The 20407-nt window shown below is 40.8% G+C and carries 17 protein-coding genes; 3 read left to right on the top strand and 14 right to left on the bottom strand.

What is annotated here, in order from left to right:
• Positions 1-9: 9 nt before the first annotated feature.
• From kduI to ACO6HM_RS09775, 9 genes are all read right to left on the bottom strand, one after another.
• Positions 10-852 (bottom strand): 5-dehydro-4-deoxy-D-glucuronate isomerase, encoded by an 843-nt coding sequence (gene kduI, locus ACO6HM_RS09815; protein WP_485390866.1) that lies wholly within the window; start codon positions 850-852, stop codon positions 10-12.
• Between the two features lie 113 nt (positions 853-965).
• Entirely contained in the window at positions 966-1754 is a 789-nt protein-coding gene (locus ACO6HM_RS09810; RefSeq protein ID WP_485390865.1) for a carbohydrate-binding protein, read from the bottom strand.
• A gap of 21 nt (positions 1755-1775) precedes the next feature.
• Positions 1776-2981 (bottom strand): glycoside hydrolase family 88 protein, encoded by a 1206-nt coding sequence (locus tag ACO6HM_RS09805; RefSeq protein ID WP_485390864.1) that lies wholly within the window; start codon positions 2979-2981, stop codon positions 1776-1778.
• Between the two features lie 94 nt (positions 2982-3075).
• A complete protein-coding gene (locus ACO6HM_RS09800; RefSeq protein ID WP_485390863.1) occupies positions 3076-5082 on the bottom strand; it encodes a heparinase II/III family protein in 2007 nt (668 codons plus the stop codon).
• Positions 5075-6487, bottom strand: coding sequence for a sulfatase family protein (locus ACO6HM_RS09795; RefSeq protein ID WP_485390862.1), 1413 nt, complete (start codon positions 6485-6487; stop codon positions 5075-5077). Before ACO6HM_RS09795 ends, ACO6HM_RS09800 begins: the two co-directional genes overlap by 8 nt.
• Positions 6488-7375 carry a carbohydrate ABC transporter permease gene (locus ACO6HM_RS09790; protein ID WP_485390876.1) on the bottom strand — a complete coding sequence of 296 codons (888 nt, stop codon included), beginning with the start codon at positions 7373-7375 and terminating at the stop codon, positions 6488-6490. It lies immediately after the preceding gene.
• A 30-nt stretch (positions 7376-7405) separates the two neighbouring features.
• Positions 7406-8314, bottom strand: coding sequence for a carbohydrate ABC transporter permease (locus tag ACO6HM_RS09785; RefSeq protein ID WP_485390861.1), 909 nt, complete (start codon positions 8312-8314; stop codon positions 7406-7408).
• A gap of 179 nt (positions 8315-8493) precedes the next feature.
• Positions 8494-9831 carry an ABC transporter substrate-binding protein gene (locus tag ACO6HM_RS09780; RefSeq protein ID WP_208430206.1) on the bottom strand — a complete coding sequence of 446 codons (1338 nt, stop codon included), beginning with the start codon at positions 9829-9831 and terminating at the stop codon, positions 8494-8496.
• A gap of 141 nt (positions 9832-9972) precedes the next feature.
• A complete protein-coding gene (locus ACO6HM_RS09775) occupies positions 9973-11061 on the bottom strand; it encodes a LacI family DNA-binding transcriptional regulator (protein ID WP_485390860.1) in 1089 nt (362 codons plus the stop codon).
• Between the two features lie 166 nt (positions 11062-11227).
• Here ACO6HM_RS09775 and ACO6HM_RS09770 point away from each other — a divergent pair, with 166 nt between their 5' ends.
• Together ACO6HM_RS09770 and ACO6HM_RS09765 are read left to right on the top strand one after the other, a co-directional pair.
• The gene (locus ACO6HM_RS09770; protein ID WP_485390859.1) at positions 11228-11866 is read left to right on the top strand and encodes a bifunctional 4-hydroxy-2-oxoglutarate aldolase/2-dehydro-3-deoxy-phosphogluconate aldolase; all 639 of its coding nucleotides are present in this window, start codon (positions 11228-11230) and stop codon (positions 11864-11866) included.
• Positions 11867-12096: 230 nt separating this feature from the next.
• Positions 12097-13194, top strand: a complete 1098-nt coding sequence (locus tag ACO6HM_RS09765) for a PfkB family carbohydrate kinase (protein WP_485390858.1) — start codon at positions 12097-12099, stop codon at positions 13192-13194.
• Positions 13195-13465: 271 nt separating this feature from the next.
• Here ACO6HM_RS09765 and ACO6HM_RS09760 read toward each other — a convergent pair whose 3' ends face one another.
• The 5 genes from ACO6HM_RS09760 to dinB form a co-directional block, all read right to left on the bottom strand.
• Positions 13466-14845, bottom strand: a complete 1380-nt coding sequence (locus tag ACO6HM_RS09760) for an aldehyde dehydrogenase (protein WP_485390857.1) — start codon at positions 14843-14845, stop codon at positions 13466-13468.
• Positions 14846-14987: 142 nt separating this feature from the next.
• Complete coding sequence (locus ACO6HM_RS09755) at positions 14988-16100, bottom strand: DUF2804 domain-containing protein (protein WP_485390856.1); 1113 nt, start codon at positions 16098-16100, stop codon at positions 14988-14990.
• A gap of 64 nt (positions 16101-16164) precedes the next feature.
• Positions 16165-17181: a hypothetical protein gene (locus tag ACO6HM_RS09750; protein WP_485390855.1), complete on the bottom strand. Its 1017-nt coding sequence runs from the start codon at positions 17179-17181 to the stop codon at positions 16165-16167.
• Between the two features lie 199 nt (positions 17182-17380).
• Positions 17381-17623: a hypothetical protein gene (locus ACO6HM_RS09745; protein ID WP_208430418.1), complete on the bottom strand. Its 243-nt coding sequence runs from the start codon at positions 17621-17623 to the stop codon at positions 17381-17383.
• A 186-nt stretch (positions 17624-17809) separates the two neighbouring features.
• On the bottom strand, positions 17810-19099 hold the full coding sequence (gene dinB / locus ACO6HM_RS09740) for a DNA polymerase IV (protein ID WP_485390854.1): 1290 nt from the start codon (positions 19097-19099) through the stop codon (positions 17810-17812).
• A gap of 494 nt (positions 19100-19593) precedes the next feature.
• On the opposite strand from dinB, the gene ACO6HM_RS09735 reads away from it, so the two are divergent.
• On the top strand, positions 19594-20292 hold the full coding sequence (locus ACO6HM_RS09735; protein WP_485390853.1) for an XRE family transcriptional regulator: 699 nt from the start codon (positions 19594-19596) through the stop codon (positions 20290-20292).
• The last annotated feature ends 115 nt before the right edge of the window (positions 20293-20407 follow it).

Raw genomic sequence — 20407 nt, 5'->3', positions numbered from 1 at the left:
ACTCTTCTCCTATCTCAAATCAGTAGTTTCTATATTGTCCATATCATCAAATGCCTGATTCTCTCCACCCATAGCCCATATAAAGGTATAGTTTGAGGTTCCTGCACCTGAATGTATGCTCCAGGATGGTGATATCACAGCCTGTTCATTCTGCATTACAATATGTCTTGTTTCCTGTCCCTCACCCATCATATGGAAGACAACCTGATTCTCAGGCACTTCAAAGTACATATAGATTTCCATTCTACGCTCATGTGTATGTGCAGGCATGGTATTCCATACACTTCCCGGCTCAAGTACTGTCATTCCCATTGAAAGCTGGCAGGTCTGAAGCACGTCAGGATGAATGAACTGATTAATTACTCTCTTATTAGAAGTTTCCATACTTCCAAGAGGCTTTTTTGCCGCCTTCTCAATAGATATAAAGGTGGTCTTGTATGAGGTATGGGCAGGTGCACTTACCATATAAAATTTAGCAGGATTTTCAGGAGAATTGCTTTCAAATGTTACTTCCTTTGTACCCTTTGTAATATAAAGGCAGTCCTTGTAGCCCATTTCAAAAACTTCTCCATCCGCCTTTATCTTACCTGCTCCACCTATATTGAAAATGCCTATTTCACGTCTTTCAAGGAAATACTCAGTACCGAAGTTTGCCCATACATCTATGCCCTTGCTGATGGAAACTGCCTCATTTACAGGCATACAGCCAAGTGTCACCATTCTGTCAACGTGAGAATATACTGCAACTACCTCATCCTTTTTATACAGATTCTCAATAAGGAATTCTCCCCTTACTTCCTCTGTGGTATAACGCTTAAAATCTCTCTGATTAACCGAATATCTAATATCCATTTCATCCTCCTATTATAATTTATAGAGTATTTCTACTCCTTAGCCATTTTAGTAATACTTGTAATTTGTCCATTTCTTAAAAGGCAGTTTCTACTCATATTTAGCCTATGTTTCTACGCTTCCACTCCCCAGGCCTCTATCTGAGTGAGGGCTGGGAAAGGTGATTCTCCTTCAGCTTTTATAAGCTTATCAAGTACAAAGCTTTTAACCTTCTTTTCCTTTATCTTAAAGCTCTGAGGCTTATCTGACTTTTCAAGCTTTAATACCTCTTTGCTTCCGTCATCAAAGTTTACTGTTGCGCTTACCCAGTAATTATCGTGTGGATAATCTGCTCTTAGGGTAAGCCTAAGCTCTCTAATCACTACCTCTCTTCCAAAGTCCACAGTGAGAGCGGCATTAGGATCTCTGTTTATGCCCCAGCTCTGATAAGGATACCTTCCATGGGAAGAGTTGGCATACATGCCGTCCACTGCATTTCTGGCTGCAAATACTGCCTCTCCTCTGGTTTCCACATTGGCTGATGCGTGAGGGAAAAATGTAGAGTTTTCGTGCTGGTCATATACATTTAAGACCAGATTTTTTTCCTTTGCAATCTCTTCCTCTGTAGCGTAGCGGGCCTCTATATAGTGCATTGTGCCTGTAAAGCTCTTTGGTGAATAATTAGGTCTGTTGTTTACAGGTGGTATGAAGAAGGCTACATTTCTTTCCGGTACATAGATAAATGCCTCTCTCATACTGTCTTCAAAGCGTACTACACAGTATCTTCCTGCCCTATCCGTATCAAGCACTATCCTGTCGCCGTCAAGGTATTCGCTTGTATAGACAAGCTCTGCCCTATCCTCGCCTTCAAAACCACAGGCCTTTTCTCTTTCATCCTTACCAACAATCTTTAATTTAATCATTATTCTACTCCTGTAGTTTGTTTACCAATACATCTTCCAATCAGGTCTTGCAAGCCTTGTGAGAGCTTCCATAAAGAAATAATCTCCCCAGATTACACATTCATCCACACCTCTGTTCTTACAGGTGTTATAAGGTGTCTTCCTCGCATAGGTACCATGGAGGAGCTGTCCGTTTGATACAGCCTTATCCTTTACCTGATAGTTCTCTATAAGTGAGTACATAAGCTTCTTTGCAACCGATATATAATAAGCGCTCTTCTCATCATCAAGGTACTTGCTCATTTCAAGGAAACCACAGATTGCTATTGCCGCTGAAGAAGAGTCTCTTGGCTGTTCTGCCTCATCTCCATCTCCAAAGCAGAGATCCCAGTAAGGGCAAAGGTCCTTTGGAAGGTGGTTTAGAAAATATCTTGATACTCTTTCAAAGTATTTAATGTACTCAGGATCTCCTGTATTCTTATAAGCAATTGCAGTACCATATATGCCCCAAGCCTGTCCTCTTGCCCAGGCAGAGGCATCCTTGTAGCCCTGGCAGGTAGCTCCGTGTGAGAATTCACCGCTGTCAGGATCAAAGAAGATTGTATGCCAGGTAGAATCATCATCTCTTATTACATACTTCATAGTTGTAAGAATGTGATTCTTAGCTACATCTGCATAGTGTCCATCTCCTGTCACCTCACTGGCCCAGTATAGAAGTGGTACATTAAGCATACAGTCAATGATGAGCCTTGCATTGTCCCTTGCCCACATCTCTCCCCAGGCCTGGATGTACTTTCCTTCGGGACGGTATCTGCTTACAAGCTGGTCGGCAGCCTTTATGGCAGCTTCCTTTCCATTTTCATAGCCTAACAGACGGTAGGCGGCAACACAGGAAGGTATATATAAAAATCCCATGTCATGGTGGTCTATATAATGCCTAATGTTGATTCTCTCTAAGAATGAATCAGCCTGCTTCTTTCCTGCCCTTTCAAATAACGCCTTATCTTCAGCATTTGCCGCATTTTCATAGGCAAGCCATACCTCACCTGTCCAAAATCCGCTTGTCCAGTCAGTGTTGATATCAGGCTTATAAAAATTCCCCTCGCTGTTGGCAGGAGGAAAATGCTCCTCAAATTCAGGCATATTATTCTTAACCTGATTTGTGCAGGTATCAAGAGCATTTTTAACCATTTCATCCGTAGCTTCCGGATAGTTTTTAAGTAAATCAACATCAATCCATTTTTCCACTTGTCCAATCTCCTTTATCTTACCCATAAGACTATAGTCAAACCATAATCTATGATTTTTTTGCTGATTGTAATCTATACAAAGTATAAGTTAACTACCACCTTAAAACTGTCATATACTCAGGTTTTTTATGGAGAGAGGCAGCCATAGTCTGTCCAATTCCATATACTCCCTTGATTCCGTTTAAGTCTCTTCCGTTTCCTACATCATCCTTGTATAGTATAACACTGTATTCCTTTTCACCTCTGGATATTAAGTATCCCTGCACCTCATCATCCTTAAGTACGGTTTCATTGGTGAGGTTATAAACTTTCTCTTTGTTTATCACAGTCTTTTCGCCTGCCTGATTCTTTACTATAATTGTAGTAAGAAAATGTGAAGCTTTCGTACTTAACCTAAGAGCCTTGCTTTCGCCTATATGGTTATAATGCCTTGACACCTTGGCTGTGACTATATCCTGCGCCACCTCTCCTCCTTCATCAAAGCTCTTTACCACAAACTCACATTTAACTCCCTTACCTCGTGATTCTCCTACTTCTTTCTTTAAGTCAATAGTTTCTGCGAAGGCAAAATGCTGTGAGAGTTCATTCTTCTTATTTCCTATAATTTCATCGCAGATTACGATAATATCAGGCTTTAGGGCAACAACTCTTCTTCTAAGCAAAACTCCTGCTTCCATATAGCCACAATGTGCACCTTCAAACAGTAAAAATCCGTCCTTGTGATTGTAATAATTCCCGACTGATAAAGGCAGCTTTTCATATATCCACGAATCGGCACTAGGTGCATATTCAAGATTGTTTATTATTGGTACATTGTGAGCCTTAGAGCCTTTTAGTTCATATCTTTCTTCTACATGTTTATACGTATATCGTCCGCTATCCCTAAGTATCTGTTCGCCTTCAAACCACAGCTCTAAATGAAGCTTATCCTGGTGCCCATGTCCGCCCCCAAGGCAACCATTTCTAAAATATATAAAATCGGCATCTTCATTATATGAGCTTCTCCATACAGCCTCTCCACTTTCATCACTTACCTGAAGCCCCCCAATAAGTTCAGTAGTTTCAAGCTTTTCATAGGTTTCTATTCCTTTAGTTCCAAAAAGCCAGGCTCCTTCAAAGTCAATCTCCTTATATCCTGCAGACTTTAGGGTAGAATCCTTAAAAATAAGCGCTGACTGGCTTAATAAATCCCTCACATCTGTGTCATCCGAATCACCTGTCATTAGCTGATGATGATTAGGATAGGTTCTCATAAGAGTCGCGTATGCCATTCTCTTAACAATCTCTCTCTCATCCTCTGTAAATGGCTTGTCTCCATAGATTTCAGCCACCCTAAGAACTTCAAGATAGGCTGCGAGTACCTCATTGTGGTACATAGGGGAGGACTCCCACTGGAAACCGTCATCATGTATCTGAGTGTGTAATCCCATTTTCAGGAAATATATTGCTGTTTTTTTGTATTCTTCATTGTCAAGCACAAGGGAGAGAATGTAAAGTCCTGTATATTCCATCACTCCCCAGTTGCTTTTCATTGAAAATCCTTTTTGGGGATTTGCAGCCAAATGCCCTGCGTGTACTAAAAGAGCCTCAAAAAATCTTTTCTTTATATCATCTGTAATAAGTGGGCTGTCTGCAAAAAGCGCCATAGCTCTCACCCAGTAATCAGCTCTTAGTCCCGTTTCAAGAGTTCTCCAAATCGCTTTATCAGCTTTTTCTATGTCGATGTTCTCATCTATCCAATCAAGGAGCTGCCCTATAAATGCTTTTACATACTTTTCATTGCCTGTAAGTCTATAGGCCTGTCCCAGGCTTATCCAGTATCTATGCCTGTTTAGCTGAAAGATGAATTCCTCGTCTTCATTTAGAACATAATTCCACTTGATTTTCCTGTCAAAATGTACGACTTCACTCGTGGCTTCCATGTCCCACGGAAGCCTGAATAAAAAGGTATTCTCTGCAGTTTCATCAGCTGTCTCCATAACAAGCTTCATCATTTCACCACAGTTTTTCAAGCAGAAATCTGCTATTTTTAAGGCTTCCTCTTTGTCATAACCCAGGTGTTTTTGAAATTCATCCCACAACAATTCTGTATTATTCATAAGCCATTTCCCTACCCCAGTTATCCATAAAGCCGTCATTTTGGCGTTTCATCCAGTTTACAACCTTTGCTTCAAGCTCCCTTGCAAGCATTTTATTCTCTTTAGTATCCAAGTCAAGTGGATGAATCTGCTCAGGATCTTGCTGGTTATCATAAAGGTATCTCTTAGGCTTACATATTACATCATAGCCAAGTTCAATTACATAGGTATATCTCTTGGTTCTGACACCCCTCCAGCCATAGGTTGCAGGATCCTTACCTGTCTTCTTAAACTTCTCCACAAAATCAGCCCTGCCGGGACTTGCACAAAGAAAGCTTACCCTCTCCTCATCCTCTTCACCTCTTATAAATCTCTGACAGTCCTCGCCCTCTACCGTACTAGGTATAGGACAGTTTAAGAGCCCAAGGATGGTCGGCATCATATCCTGGCTTCCTATGCAGGTGCTGCATCTTCTGTTCTCATTTCCCGGCACATGCACGACAAATGGGATTCTAATTGACTCCTCATACCAGACGTGCTTTCCCATAAGTCCATGTGAGCCCATCATATCGCCATGGTCAGCCGAAAGAATGACTATGGTGTCATCATACAAATCATTTTCTTTAAGATAGTCTATTATTCGTCCAAACTGCTTATCCAGTCCGCTTATAGCTGCATAATACTGCTTCGTGGTAAGAGTCATTTCCTCCTCTGTCATTGGTGCCTCTTCGCCTGTGTGGTGATGAATCCCTCCTAAACGGACATTATTTTTAAGCTTGACGTTATCATAGAGCTTAAGATATTCTTCAGGAACCTCACTATATATGCTATGTGGAGGATTCCAAGAAATGTAAAGGGCAAAAGGCTTTGATTTATCCCTCTTTTTCTCCAGATATTCAATCGCCTTATCAGTCTCATGTTCCGGAGACCACTGGTGAATTTGAATCATTTCATCTGTATCCTCCCAGTAATGAGGTGACAAATGCTTATCGAATGTTCCATAAGAATACCAGTAGTCAAATCCATGTCTTCTGACACCGGGCGGAGTATAGGCATCCCAGTTTCTGGCTCCCGACTTTGGCTCAGCACAATAGGTCTGTTCAGCCTCATCCAAGTGCCATTTTCCGATATAAGCTGTATCATAGCCTTCCTTCTTAAGTACATCTCCCACACAGATTTCTTCATCTTTAAGTCTTAAAGTCAAGCCCTTCTTGCAGTTGGTGAAAAACCCTGCGGAGAGAGGATATTTTCCAGTCATTAGACTTGCTCTATGAGGAGAGCAGACAGGGAATGTACTAAATGCATGGTCGCAGTAGGTCGATTCCTCACAAAACCTGTCCATAAGCGGAGTTAGCACGGGATCTTCCTTTGCATATCCCATGGCTCCAGCTCTCCACTGATCCGCAAAAACAAATACCAGATTCATTTAGCCCTTAACGCCTCCTGTTATACCACCAATAATCTTCTTTGACAGACCTATGTAAAGTACAAAGGTAGGTATGAATACTATAATAACTGATGCGAAAAGTCCTGACCAATCACCGCTGTACTTCATTCCGTTGATCATAGAGAAGAGTCCCAAAGCTACAGGTCTTAGCTTCTCTGAGTTTACGAAAAGCAGTGAGAGGAAGTACTCATTCCATATTGCTATGAAATTAAAGATTGTTACCGTTACTACACCGCCCTGTGCAAGAGGGAATACAATCTTCCAGAAAGTCTTTACAGGGTGACAGCCGTCTATAGCCGCGGCTTCTTCATAGGCCTTTGAAATATTGGCAAAGTATGCCATAAGAAAAGTAGTTGTGTAAGGTATCTTTACTGCCACAAACAGTACTACAAGTACTATTCTGTTTGAGAATGCATTACCAAGTACTCCTGTTCTTGCTACCCAGGTATAAAGAGGAATAATTACCATTATAATCGGAATACCCATTGTACCTGCAAGTGCTGATGTTATTGTCTTTCTTCCCCAGAATTCAAATCTCTGAAGTACATAGGCATAAGGCGCGCAAATCAAAATGAGAAATGCACATGACAGGACTGCATAAATAAGGGAGTTGGTAAAGAACACCGACACATTTGACGATACCCAGGCCTTTTTATAGTTTTCAAAATGAAGTCCTGTCTTAAATCCAAGGATATCACCCGAAAAGATATCTGCTGTAGTTGACAAACTCGCTGCAACTACCCATCCAAGTATAACTACCGTAAAAATAATCCAGGTAATTATAATTATATATCCCGGCAAAAGCTTAATTTCCTTCTTGAAATTAAAAGGCACAGAATTTTTTTCTTTTTTTGCAGTTTTAAACATTTTCATAATCTAACCTTTCATATTTGACTATTAGAACTCTAAATCATCGTCCCTAATAAATTTGTTGGCAAGCTTGAATATAATCAAGACTAAAACACAAAGAATTATACCAATAGCCGCGCCTGCTCCGGCATCACGGGAAATTATATCTGCAGTTTCAGCTCCAAATACCTTGGTATACATATATACCATAGGAACTACAGTAGATGTATCCGCTGTAAGTGGAGAGAAGAGCTGTGACCAGATAAAAAATCCTGCTATTCTTATGGACCACATGATAATATTGGTTCTTAATATACCCCTAAGAAGAGGAAGGGTAATATGAAAAAACTGCTGAACTTTATTGGCACCGTCTATTCCTGATGCCTCATAATATTCCTTGCTGACTCTCTCGATACCGCTTATCCATATAAGCATATGATGGCCTATCATTCCAAAGCAGTAGGAAATAAGAAGTGCCCAGAATTTATGTTCCGCATCCAGCCACTGTATTTTAGCTAGGCTCTCCAGACCCAACATTCTAAAGAATGTTGTTAAAAATCCATAAGAAGAATTAAATACATACTGAATCCACATAGTTGCCATTGCTACGGCACTAATTACATTAGGCAGGTAAATTGCTGCCTGGAAAAATCCCTTGAATCTTATTCCGCTTGTCAGGATTATGGCTAATAATAACGATACGGCAAGAGTTATTACACCACCTATTGTCCATATCTTTCCTATATTGATAAGAGACTGCCTAAACAGTGAAGCATTAAACAAATCAATGTAATTGCCTAGTCCTCTAAATTCCCATCTACTAACCGGGTCTGTAATCTCCACAATTCTAAAAAAGCTCATGATTACAGTTCTGATTATAGGATAGACAAATACTGCAATAAACAATAATGTTGCGGGAAGAGTAAATGCTAAAATCATACTTCTATTGCGCTTCATAAATATTTTCCCTTCTGAACAAACTCCTTTAGTATAAACCCCGGTTTGGGGTAAGTAACTTATAAAACGGGCAGGTCAAATAACGATAAGTTACCTGCCTGCCCCTATTATGTACATTTGTAAATCTAAGTACAAATCACATATTTGTTAAAAACAAAACTATAAATCCTGTCTTAGTCTTACTTTCCTGCAGCTGCCTTCATGTTAGCAACGAACTCTGCACCTGTAATCTTACCTGAGTACAGCTTAATCAAGTTCTCCTTTAATGCAGGTGTAATGTCAGGATTGCTTTCTGCTCCACCCATAATCTCTGTACAGTTATCAAAGTAAGGCTTTACATCTGCAAGCTGCTCTGGCCAGTTTTTATTTTCTGTATCTGCTGTAATACTGATACTTTCTTTGCCTAACTTCTCGTCAAATTTGCCTCTTGTCATCTTCTCGATGAATCCAAATGCTGCTTCAGGGTTCTTACACTTTGAAGTAATAGCAAAGCTCTGTCCACCGATAACCATAGCTTCTGTACCGTTAATTCCATTATTTACCTCAGGATAAGCGAAGAAGCCCCACTCAAAGTCAGGTCCTGTGATATTCTTAACCTCGTTAACCATGTAGGTTCCTACGCAGTACATAGCAGCCTTTCCTGTTGCAAACTCAGTATTCTGTCCTGTAGGATATACGTTTGATGCAACCAGCTCTGAGAAATATCCCTTAGCCGCAAGGTCTGCGAGGTCGTTAGCTGTCTGTAAAACCTCAGGTCTGTCCCAACCGTTTTCATTTACGATTTTCTTCAAGCCTTCGCTTCCTACAAGTCTTCCAAGGTGCATACCAAATGCCTGTGGCACATAAGCATCATCAGTAGTAATAGGTGTGATTCCGGCATCTTTAAGCTTCTGACAAGCAGTTAAAAACTCTGACCAGTTAGCAGGTGCCTTCTCGATTCCTGCCTGTCTGAAAAGCTTTTTATTGTAAAGATATGAATTAGCCTTAAACTGGAAAGGTATTTCTTTAAGTACTCCATCATTGTAGCTTCTGAAAAGTTTCATCATAGTAGGGTTGGAGCGTGGCTCGTAATTATGCTCCTTAACTAAATCCTCAAGACTTATAATACGGTCACCGTAATTACTCTTATTTCCGGCACCGTCAAAGAAGTCTATCTGCTGATTTGCATCAAGAGCAGGAATCAAACCTTCTTTAATTCCCTTACGTCCCTTAAACTCAACCTCAATATCAATACCGGTCTCCTTCTCATAGTCCTCAATAGCCTCAGCAACTACCATTCCCTGTGGCTCTGTAGCTTCCCAGCTTGACCAGTATACAAGCTTTACCCCGCTATAATCCTTAGCCTTTGTGCCTGAAGCAGTACTTGTTTTCGCAGAACTTGTTGCTGCTGACTTTGCTGCACTTGCAGAAGCTGATTTGTCTGTCTTTTCTGAGCTTCCACATCCTGTAAGTGCGGATACTATCATAGCTCCTGAAACAACTGCAACCCCAATTTTCTGTAACATTTTCTTTCTCATCAAGAAATCCTCCTTTTAATCGATGTTTACATTTATATGAGTTTTTGTACATCCATAAGTTTGACTTTATGTACAAACATTTCATAACAGCTTAAATTTTCCTACCCACATCCGGTTATAGTAGTGATTTGAACAAATATTTCACTGGACATTGTAGAGTTCTGCATTGTTCTCAAGTGCTATATCTATCTTACATAGCATCACATCCGGCACAGGCAGCTTTTTGATAAGGCAGTCAACCATTGCATTAAATGCCATATAGCCCTTTTTGTAAGGATTTTGGTCTATGACCGCAACCATTTCTTTTTGTTTTAGATACTCTAGGGTTTCCTCATTTAAGTCAGTGCCTATTATAGCAACCTTTTTATCACCCTCTCTTCTTCCAAGGGCCTCGACAAAAGCCACATTGTCGTGAGAGGTAAGGGCGTACATTAAGCAGACATCATCATTTTTATCAAGAGCCTCACAGGCATTGCGGTAAAGCTCTCCTTTGCGGTCCATTTTTCTCGTATAACCTTTTATAATGTCCAAAGTCAATCCCGGCTTGTTCTCTTTAATATAGTTACAAAAGCTGTTCAGTCTTCCTTCGTGAATCTTGGAATCAGAACGTCCCCCGGATACAAGCACCCTGCCCGTTTTAGGTGTAACTAGGGAAGCAAATTCTGCTGCAACCTTTCCTACCTGAACTTCTCTTGGGTGAATGCACATAAGCCCTTCAGGTGTGGTGATATGATCATCTATAACCAAAACCTTAATATTAAGCGCCAGCAATCTTTGTAGCTGCATAAGAATCTCCGGTGCCCTTGTAAATGAAAGTGTTATAACTCCCCCATAGCTGTCAGAACCTTCTCCTGCTATCTCCTTAAGCTGTGTAAGCTGTTGTTCTTCGTCATCACATACAAAAGGAATTATTTCAACATTTAATCCCTTCAATTCCTTTGCACTTTTTTTAATTCCAAGCCAGATGTAGTCGAAGTACATTTTCTTCTCCCACTTGCCCTTGGGAAGAACCACCGCCACTCTTTCTGTCTTCCTCTTAATTGAGGCTGCGGCATAGTTTTCCACATACCCCATCTCTCTGGAAGTCTCTATGATTTTGGCGCGAAGCTCGTTGCTCACGCCCTCTTTACCCTTAAGTGCTCTGTGAACAGAAACCGAAGATACTCCTAGTTTTTTTGATATGTCTTTTATCGTAACCATAGCTGAAGCCTTCTTCTTAAAATCATCCATTTCCACCCGATAAGCATAAGTTATAATAATCTTTGCTCATCTTTTTGTGAAAACAAATTAACGTTTAGCGTTTAAGTAATCGTTTACTTATATAACATTTTATGATATAATCATTCCGATGTCAATATCATTTGGTTATTTTTTATATTTTTTTTAGGAGGTATTTATGTTATTGCACGATATTATTGAAAACTGCGGTGTTGTTCCTGTGGTAGTATTGGAGGATGCCAACAAGGCTGTTCCTCTTGCAAAGGCCTTACTCGCGGGAGGAATCAAGACCTGCGAAGTAACTTTTAGGACTGCTGCCGCAGAAGAAGCCATTAGGCAAATTGCACTAAACGTTCCTGATATGATAGTGGGGGCAGGTACAGTAGTCACAAAGGAGCAGCTTAAGAGCGCTGTAGATGCCGGAGCTAAGTTCATCGTATCTCCGGGAAGCGATATCGAGGTGGTTAGATACGCTAAAGAGCTAGGGGTATATATGCTTCCCGGGGCTGTAACTCCTACCGAGATAATTCAGCTTATGAAGGAAGATATAAAGGTGGTTAAATTCTTCCCTGCAGAAAACTACGGCGGGCTTAAGACTATCAAGGCCATATCCCAGCCTTTCCCTAATATCAGGTTCGTACCTACAGGAGGAGTGAGCCTATCAAACCTCTCCACCTATCTTGAGTTTGGTAAAATAGCTGCTGTTGGAGGCTCCTGGCTGTGCACAAAGGACCTTATAAATGAAGAAAAATGGGATGAGATAACAAGGCTGTCAAAAGAGGCTATGGAGATTTTCAGGAAAGTAAGAAACTTATAACTGCCACCGTTTGACTTGTAGCCTATGAAATATTGGAAAAGTTGGAATCTGTAGCGTTGACAATGTTGCTTGTAACTTATGAAATAAACGATATGAGTAGATAGCCATTTTGGCAAAGGCAAGCGGATTACGAATATTTTGCGAGGATTATAAGACAAAACGAGGAGAGGCACAACATTTTTTCATAACTTGTTTGTGCCTTGAGTGAAGCGAAAGGAATGATAAAAATTATGAATTTACAGATTAAAAGCAAGGAAGAATGTGCCTATGACGAGGTATCAATGGGAGAAGTTATGCTACGCCTCGATCCGGGTGAGGGAAGAATAAGAACTGCGAGGAGCTTTGCGGCCTATGAGGGTGGCGGAGAATACAATGTAGCAAGAGGACTTGCCAAATGCTTTGGCTTTAAGACTGCTGTCATCACCTCTCTTGCAAAAAATGATGTGGGCTATCTCATAGAGGAAATGATTGATGCAGGAAAGGTTGACTCTCAGTTCATACTGTGGAAAGACTTTGATGGCATAGGCAGGGCTGTTAGAAACGGACTTAACTTTACCGAGAGAGGACATGGAGTAAGAGGCGCCCTTGGTATATCAGACAGAGCTAACACAGCTGCCAGCCAGCTTAAACCGGGTGACTTCGACTTTGACTACCTCTTTGGCAAGCTTGGTGTAAGATGGTTCCATACAGGAGGAATCTTTGCTGCCCTCTCTGAAAGCACCGCAGAGTTCACCATCGAAGCTGTTAAAAAGGCAAAACAGTACGGTACTGTTGTAAGCTATGACTTAAACTACCGCCCTTCTCTTTGGAAACACATAGGAGGCCTTGAAAAATGCAGAGAAGTGAACCGCGAAATAGCTAAGTATGTAGATGTAATGATCGGAAACGAAGAAGACTATACCGCCTGCCTTGGTTTTGAAGTGCCTGGAAATGCCGAAGATCTTACCTCTCTTAACTTAGACGGCTATAAGCTTATGTTAAACGAGGCAACCAAGGTATACACCAACTGGAAGGCCGCAGGTACCACTCTCCGTGAGGTTAAGACGGCTACAATCAATGACTGGTCTGCAATGCTATATGTGGACGGAGAAATATACCGCGCAAATGAGTATAAGGCTCTTGAAATCTTAGACAGAGTGGGCGGCGGTGACAGCTTTGCTTCAGGTCTGATTTATGGACTTATGGAAACAGGCGATCCAGCGAGGGCTGTAAACTATGGCGCAGCCCATGGTGCACTTGCAATGACTACTCTGGGAGATACCTCGATGGCAAGAAAGAGCGAAGTTGAATCCCTTATGTCAGGCGGCTCTGCAAGGGTTAAAAGATAGATACTGCAGTTAAGACACTGGCTTTCATTTTTGATGCTTAATGCAAGTCCGCTGTTAGTTACAATGTAAATGATAGGAATAAAAAACAGCCACATTAGGAATTATTATCTGATGTAGCTGTTTTTTATTCTCTGTTTCAAATAGTCATTTCCCTTCATGCCTATTCCCGACTAATTTACCCCTTATGTCTAATCTATGAAGCAGCTAAATAGCTATTCGCAATCTCCCACTCAGCATCAAATTTTCCCAACTTTCTCAGGGATGTAGATAGCTACCTTAAAAACAGCCTCAGCAGCTTCTCCTTAAATCCCGTATAAGGCTGGTAGCGTACAGGCATATCCATCCAGGTCTTCTTATCCACCATGCTTCTTGTATGGCTAAATTCCTCAAAGCCTGCCTTGCCGTGATAAGAGCCCATTCCACTCTCTCCGACTCCTCCAAACGGCATTTCACTTGTAGCCAAATGGATTACCACATCATTGATACAGCCACCGCCAAATCTGCATTTTTTAAGTATTCTCTCTTTAACTCTCTTATCCTCCGTAAAGCAGTATAAAGCCAAGGGATGGGGATGACTTTCAATCACCGAAACAGCCTCATCTAAGGTCTTATAAGTAAGTATAGGGAGTATTGGACCAAATATCTCCTCGCCCATTACTGGATCTTCCCAGCTTACATCAACCATAACAGTAGGCTCTATCCTCTGCTCCTTTTCATCTGACTTTCCGCCCCAGACCGTCTTTTCCTCATTTATCAGTCCTTTTAACCTATTAAAATGCTTTTCATTTACTATCTTGCCATAGTCAGGATTCTCAAGCGGTTTGCTTCCAAACTGTAAGGTTATTTCCTTCTTGACTGCAGATACCAAACTATCTCTTATACTTTCATCACAGAGGATATAGTCAGGCGCAACGCAGGTCTGACCACAGTTTAAGAACTTTCCAAATACTATTCTCCTCGCAGCAAGACCTATTTTGGCGCTTTTTTCCACTATGCAGGGACTCTTTCCTCCAAGCTCAAGCGTAACAGGTGTTAAATGCTCTGAGGCACATCGCATTACCTCCTTACCTACTTCCTTGCTGCCCGTGAAAAATATCTTGTCGAATTTCTGTCTTAAAAGTGCCTGATTTTCTGCTCTTCCTCCTGTAACTACAGCCACCAGCCCGGGATTAAAGCTCTCTTCAAGCATTTTCTTTATTATCTTAGAGGTCTCGGGTGCATAGGCACTTGGCTTAATTATAGCTGTATTTCCCGCAGCTAGTGCATCCGCAAGAGGCTCTAAGGTAAGGAGTAAAGGATAGTTCCAAGGGCTTATTATCAGCACATTTCCATAAGGAGACGGACTTCTAAAGCTGGTTGCCGCAAACTGTGCAAGAGGGGTGAGGACATATTTCTTTCTCATTAGCCCTCTAAGATGCTTTATAAGCCAGTTTATCTCAGAAATAGCAAGTCCTATCTCACACATGAAAGCCTCTGCCCTGCTCTTGCCAAGATCCTCCTTCAATGCTCTGCACAACTCATCTTCATTACTAAGTATCGCTCTTTTTAAGGCTTTAAGAGAAACAAGTCTTGATTCATAGCTCCTTGTAAGCCCTGAATTAAAATACTTATTCTGCTCTTTAATAAGTTTTTCTATATCTTGGTCAGTCATTTTATTTCCTCCCGCAAAGCATATTCTACAATTGTAGAACCACTTTCCTCTTCCTTATATGACGTAGCTCTTAAAAGTGTCAACCTTCTCTTACAAGCACTCCCACTTGATTTTCAACACCTTTGATGCTTATATCATCCTCTTAAAATTTATTATATATATGCTCAGCAGAGCAAAGTACATCCTTAAGTTCTATCTTTCTTCCATCGTCTAAGATGGCAGTACCACTCATTTTACCAAATACCTGATGCTGGTCGGAGCAAAGAAGTTTTAGGTCGATTTTCGCCTTTCTGTCGATGATAGGTTCAAACTCCATTTCAAAGCGTCCGTCAGAGGAGATATATTTCCACTTATCCATGTAATTGATGACTCGTTTTTTATCTCTCTTTCCGGGTTTAACTTCTTTTCCCTTGTCATTAATGGCATCAGGTCCTTCATCACCCGGTATCACAAACATAACATCGTCAAGCTTATGACCTACCCCGTCATAAAAGAGGATGTTTTCACTTGCCGCCTTTGTATTGCCGAATCCATAGCCTATGTTAAAGCCAAAGCTGTGTCCGTCTAAGTCACAGCTACAAGTTCCCCAGTACCAGGTATTTTCATAGGTCCATACTCCCCTGCCCCAGTCAAGCGTACCAAAGTCTGTCTTAGGGTTAAATTGATAGGTTTTATCATTAAACTGCACCTCTCCTGAGGCGCGCATACAGTTTATTTTCTGATTATAGTAAAATGCGTGTTTTTTATTCCAAGGTGTAGCTATGACCAGGCTGTCCATTTCAGGCTCATCAAGCCATACATCACACTTAAAAGGCTTGCCGTTATAAAAGTTCTTAAAATTGCAGATTATATGCCTTTTTCTACCACTTCCCGAAGGATTGGCAACAATCTCATAAGAGAGGGTAAGTCTCTTATCTTTGTAAAAGCAGTTTCCCTCCTTGCTTGTCTCAGGCATCTTCAGCTTGCCCATTGGAAATGGTGTTAAGATGGTTTCCGTATGTTCAAAAGGCTTTCCTGTAAATTTAAGAAAGCTTGCAGACTGCAGTCCCAGATAGCCGTCATCAGACATTGTAAGGGCTATACCAAAGTCTTTATTTAATATGAGATAGTAGTCCCACTCCTTAATCCTTACTGCAGGAGCTTTTATATCCTTCCTCCTGTACCTTTGAAACTGCTTCCTAGACCACCCGGGCTCCGCCACATTTCCATTTTTGTCTAAAAGGTTTTGATACTCTGTGATTTCGTGATTTCTCATGTAGTTACCCCCCTTTAAGCTTATAATCACTATAAATTTGGGTTTTCTTTGATATTTTTAATTCTTACTCCCTTGCAATCTCTACAAACAACTCAAAGGAAGTCATTTTATTCTCTTTGTCAAAACTGATTGTTGCATAATATTCATTCCAAAACAGATGGTCACTGTTTGTTCCCCATTTCAATCCATAGTACAACTGAGTAATATCCGCATCTTTGTCAGGTATCGACCATATATTCCCGGCAAATGTCTTTTTTAACTTTTCTCTTTTCAGAGTAGTAAGCAATTCCATGCCGTTTAATTTGTATGAGAGCGACTTCCCTTTTGCTGCCGCTATGCCCTCCTCATCAGTCTTAAAGCCTATAATTTTACTATTTTCCAGTACTATATCCTCTGTCTCACCACCATATAATTCTATGCTTCCAAGAACAAGCCCCTCTTTTACAAGAATATACTTAGCATTCTCTACAGAGTCATTAACCGGGTGAAATCCTTTTTCTATCCTTACGCTTTGGTCAGCCGGATATCTTACATAGCTCCCTGATGTAAGAAGTTCATTATAGTCGGTGCTCCCTGCACCTGACCTCCTAATGTAGATATCACAGCCACTATCAATCAAATCTTTGGCAGTCGTCCTTGCTGCTGTAATAGGAACGTGGTCTACTACCAGTAAAGGTGCTTTTTGAGGAAGACCTATAAGCGCATTGGCCAACATCAAAAACAATGAGACCATGAATGCCATTACCAGAGCAAGCATGGCTTTACCGGTACGTTTTCTTGCATTAAAAAGTGCCATAACCGGTGGCAGAAGAATTGCCTTTGCAAGGATAGCAGAGCCTCCTCCTTCTTGTTCCTGCATAATCAGTACTACAATGAGAGCTGCAACAATAATTATAGAGCCATATACCAATAACTCTCCTGCCCCCATTTTGTCAGTTCTTGTCTGTTCATTTACAGGCTGGTTCATCAGTGGCTCCCCATTAACCAGAGTTTTCTTCATCCGGTGATACATAAAGAGCCCAATACCTGTACAGGCTGCCGCAAAAAATACGAGCAAACCTATAAAAACCATCCTTACCATATCCGCTACCCCCTTTTAGAACTTACAATCACCTATAAACCCCGCAATTTATACGACTATTCTTTTACTTGATAATATCACATTTTAAAGCTTTGAACAAGGTAAGTCCTGCCTCTCTACTATAAAATACAAATAATTTTTCTCATGATATGGTAATTATGCAACGACCCGTTGCATGATTGTACAATCACCTAAATCCCTACCTCTCCTCCATAAACCATAAATTATTGTCCTCATAATAAAGATGGCTCTTACATCCATCCACTATGCAGGTGTAGCGGAGTCCTACTCCTCCCGCTTTCAGGCTTGCTGCCCTGCGTATATCTGTCACCTTCTGAATCTCATAAACCTGTCCGTCCTTCCACACAAAGCTCTTCGGAATGAGCCTCCCGTCCTTGGTAAACTCAGCCGTTACATCCACATATACCTTATGGCTTTCCATCTAATCAACCCTCCATTTTTAACATATACAAAGTACAGACCTCGCACACGAATCTCGCCCTCAGGCAAGTTTATATACCTTAGGCTATACAACATATTTGCAGCATTCTCTTTTATTTATCTGCCAAAAGACTGTAAATTCTCTTGCGGGCAGGTTCCATTTAATTTCATAACTTTGGCGCTTGCATCACCCAAAGTACCCGATAGGGTGCACAGTATGATCTTCCTTAGCATTACAGGCAGATAAGATAGAATCTCTGTACATAAGCCCCCTCTGAATGCTGTAAAATCCAAATCTTTTTCTTATATTGTCAACAGTGACATCCATCTTCATCCTCTTTTCCCTAAGCTTAGGATCCATAAATATATCCATCTGCTCCCAGTAAAAGTCTGTCACAAGATCTGAGCCACTGATTCCTATACTCCTTAGAGGCTTTTGATAAAATTCCGTACCAAAGCTTTTAAGCTCATATTCATTTGCAGGCAGACTGTAGCTTTTTTTGTAAAGCATATAAGCTGCTTCAGCTATTTCACCTGTGATATTGCTGGCATTTTTAAGCTTGGTCTGTTTTGAAAAATGAAATAATTCCTTGTCTCTGATGCTTATTTCCACAGTTCTGCAACGAAATCCATTTTCACGAAGCCTTGCAGCCACGCTCTCTGCAAGAATGTATAATACGATCTTTACATCCTCATCAGTTCTCATATCCTTCGGAGTTGTGGTGCTGTTGCCTACTGATTTAATCGGTGCGGAAGTATTTTCAATCTTTACGGGAGAGGTGTCATAACCATTTGCAAATGCATGGATGATACTTCCCACCTTGCCAAGCTTTTTAACCAGAATAGCCTCGTCCATAAGTGCGAGGTCACCTATGGTTTTTATGCCGAGCGAAGATAATTTTCTACCTGTAGCCCTACCCACATACAAAAGGTCGGATGCCGGAAGCTGCCATGCCTTTGTGCGATATTCATCCTTCCCCATGGTGGTAATGGCATCAGGCTTCTTGTAGTCAGAGCCAAGCTTTGCAAAAACCTTGTTAAATGAGACTCCTATACTGACGGTTATGCCAAGTTCCTTTTTCATCCTGTTATTTATTTCCTTTGCAATTGAATATCCGTCTCCCTTTACGCTCACACTCTCTGTCACATCAAGCCAGGACTCATCTATTCCAAATGGCTCTACCTTGTCTGTGTATTCCGAATATATTTCCTGAGCCATCCTTGAAAATCTAAGATAAAGATCCATCCTGGCAGGAAGAAAGATGAGGTCAGGACAGAGCTGTCTTGCCTGCCAGAGCGCCATACCTGTCTTTACTCCATACCTCTTTGCCTCATAATCTGCTGTGAGAATTATGCCATGCCTTGCATCGGGATTGCCACAAACCGCCACAGGCCTTCCCCTAAGCTCGGGGTGGTGCAAAAGTTCAACTGAAGCATAAAAGCAGTTGCAGTCACTGTGAAGTATGGTTCTACTCATATCTGTGGCCTTCCTTTCCCTAAAAATAATATATAAAATGCTAAATATCTTGTGACTCCCACATCACTCAATAATGTTGTATATTGAAATCGAATCTATGTTCGAATATCTTGTATATAATATAACTCTAATTTTATTGAATTTCAAGTGTTAATTTTTTATTTATTCTATTGTTATTGATTTAAGCTTGAATATTTGATGTTTCAATGATATAATGATACAAGTGTCAAAAGTATAAAAATTCGATGCAAGCTTGCTTGCAAGAGAATTTATTATCTTTTGACACGCAAAAAATATGAGTAAGTAGCCATTTTTTGCAAAAAAATGAGCGGATTACGAATATTTTTGCAAGGATTGCTAAAGCTACGCTGTAGCAATCCTGTATCAATGGGTGTCAAATACTTTTGACACCCACATCATTATAACACGAGGCTGAATTGAAATCCGAAGTTCCAGTTTATATACCCAACACAAACACGGAAAGGTGATTTATTATGAAAGATTTGGGAAAAACTATCGCAAAGCATAGAAAAGAGCATAAGCTTAAGCAGAGCCAGCTTGCAGACAGGCTTACAAGCTACGATATCTTTGTTAAACCAAATACCGTAAGTGCCTGGGAATCAGGACTTTCTCTGCCAAGCTCTAAGCAGCTACTTGCTATATGCGAGATTTTAAACATTTATGATATATACACAGAATTTATAGGGACTAATCCCGACAATCCTTTCCGTAACCTGAATAAAGAGGGTATAGACAAGGTAATGGAATACACCTCTCTTCTTGAAAAAAGTGGAGATTATAAGACTGCCGAGATTATTCCTATCAATGTGATAAGAGAAAGAAAGGTTTACTTTGCCGCCGTATCAGCAGGCAATGGCTCCTTCTTAGACGGGGAAGACTATGAGATGCATGCTTCAGCGGATATACCTGAGAAGGCTGATTTTGGGGTTCATGTAAGTGGAGACAGCATGGAACCTGTTTATAAAGATGGTGAACTTATATGGATTGAGCAGACCTCTTCACTTCTTGACGGCGAAATCGGCATTTTTTTCCTTGATGGCAATGCCTATGTGAAAAAGTTTCAAAATAATAAAAAAGGGGCTTATCTCGTTTCTCTTAACAAGAAATATGCCCCTATGCCTATTACGGAGAGCAGTTCATTTAAGATATTTGGCCGAGTTTTGACAGGGTGAGGTGGATTAGCGCTAATAATATGTGCCATCACTTATGCCTTTACAAGGTTGGTTAATTTGAGTTACTCGGTTATATGCTTGCTGGTCCGTATAAAAAGCACTCTGCTCGAGTACT

The sequence above is a fragment of the Catonella sp. genome (genome assembly GCF_057250765.1).
This window is presented reverse-complemented; position numbering and strand designations above follow the sequence as displayed.

Excerpts from the sequence above, each read along its gene's own strand:
- kduI (WP_485390866.1), bottom strand. The coding sequence starts at position 852 with ATGGATATTAGATATTCGGTTAATCAGAGAGATTTTAAGCGTTATACC.
- ACO6HM_RS09810 (WP_485390865.1), bottom strand. The coding sequence starts at position 1,754 with ATGATTAAATTAAAGATTGTTGGTAAGGATGAAAGAGAAAAGGCCTGT.
- ACO6HM_RS09800 (WP_485390863.1), bottom strand. The coding sequence starts at position 5,082 with ATGAATAATACAGAATTGTTGTGGGATGAATTTCAAAAACACCTGGGT.
- ACO6HM_RS09795 (WP_485390862.1), bottom strand. The coding sequence starts at position 6,487 with ATGAATCTGGTATTTGTTTTTGCGGATCAGTGGAGAGCTGGAGCCATG.
- ACO6HM_RS09790 (WP_485390876.1), bottom strand. The coding sequence starts at position 7,375 with ATGTTTAAAACTGCAAAAAAAGAAAAAAATTCTGTGCCTTTTAATTTC.
- ACO6HM_RS09785 (WP_485390861.1), bottom strand. The coding sequence starts at position 8,314 with ATGAAGCGCAATAGAAGTATGATTTTAGCATTTACTCTTCCCGCAACA.
- ACO6HM_RS09780 (WP_208430206.1), bottom strand. The coding sequence starts at position 9,831 with ATGAGAAAGAAAATGTTACAGAAAATTGGGGTTGCAGTTGTTTCAGGA.
- ACO6HM_RS09775 (WP_485390860.1), bottom strand. The coding sequence starts at position 11,061 with ATGGATGATTTTAAGAAGAAGGCTTCAGCTATGGTTACGATAAAAGAC.
- ACO6HM_RS09770 (WP_485390859.1), top strand. The coding sequence starts at position 11,228 with ATGTTATTGCACGATATTATTGAAAACTGCGGTGTTGTTCCTGTGGTA.
- ACO6HM_RS09765 (WP_485390858.1), top strand. The coding sequence starts at position 12,097 with ATGAATTTACAGATTAAAAGCAAGGAAGAATGTGCCTATGACGAGGTA.
- ACO6HM_RS09760 (WP_485390857.1), bottom strand. The coding sequence starts at position 14,845 with ATGACTGACCAAGATATAGAAAAACTTATTAAAGAGCAGAATAAGTAT.
- ACO6HM_RS09755 (WP_485390856.1), bottom strand. The coding sequence starts at position 16,100 with ATGAGAAATCACGAAATCACAGAGTATCAAAACCTTTTAGACAAAAAT.
- ACO6HM_RS09750 (WP_485390855.1), bottom strand. The coding sequence starts at position 17,181 with ATGGTAAGGATGGTTTTTATAGGTTTGCTCGTATTTTTTGCGGCAGCC.
- ACO6HM_RS09745 (WP_208430418.1), bottom strand. The coding sequence starts at position 17,623 with ATGGAAAGCCATAAGGTATATGTGGATGTAACGGCTGAGTTTACCAAG.
- dinB (WP_485390854.1), bottom strand. The coding sequence starts at position 19,099 with ATGAGTAGAACCATACTTCACAGTGACTGCAACTGCTTTTATGCTTCA.
- ACO6HM_RS09735 (WP_485390853.1), top strand. The coding sequence starts at position 19,594 with ATGAAAGATTTGGGAAAAACTATCGCAAAGCATAGAAAAGAGCATAAG.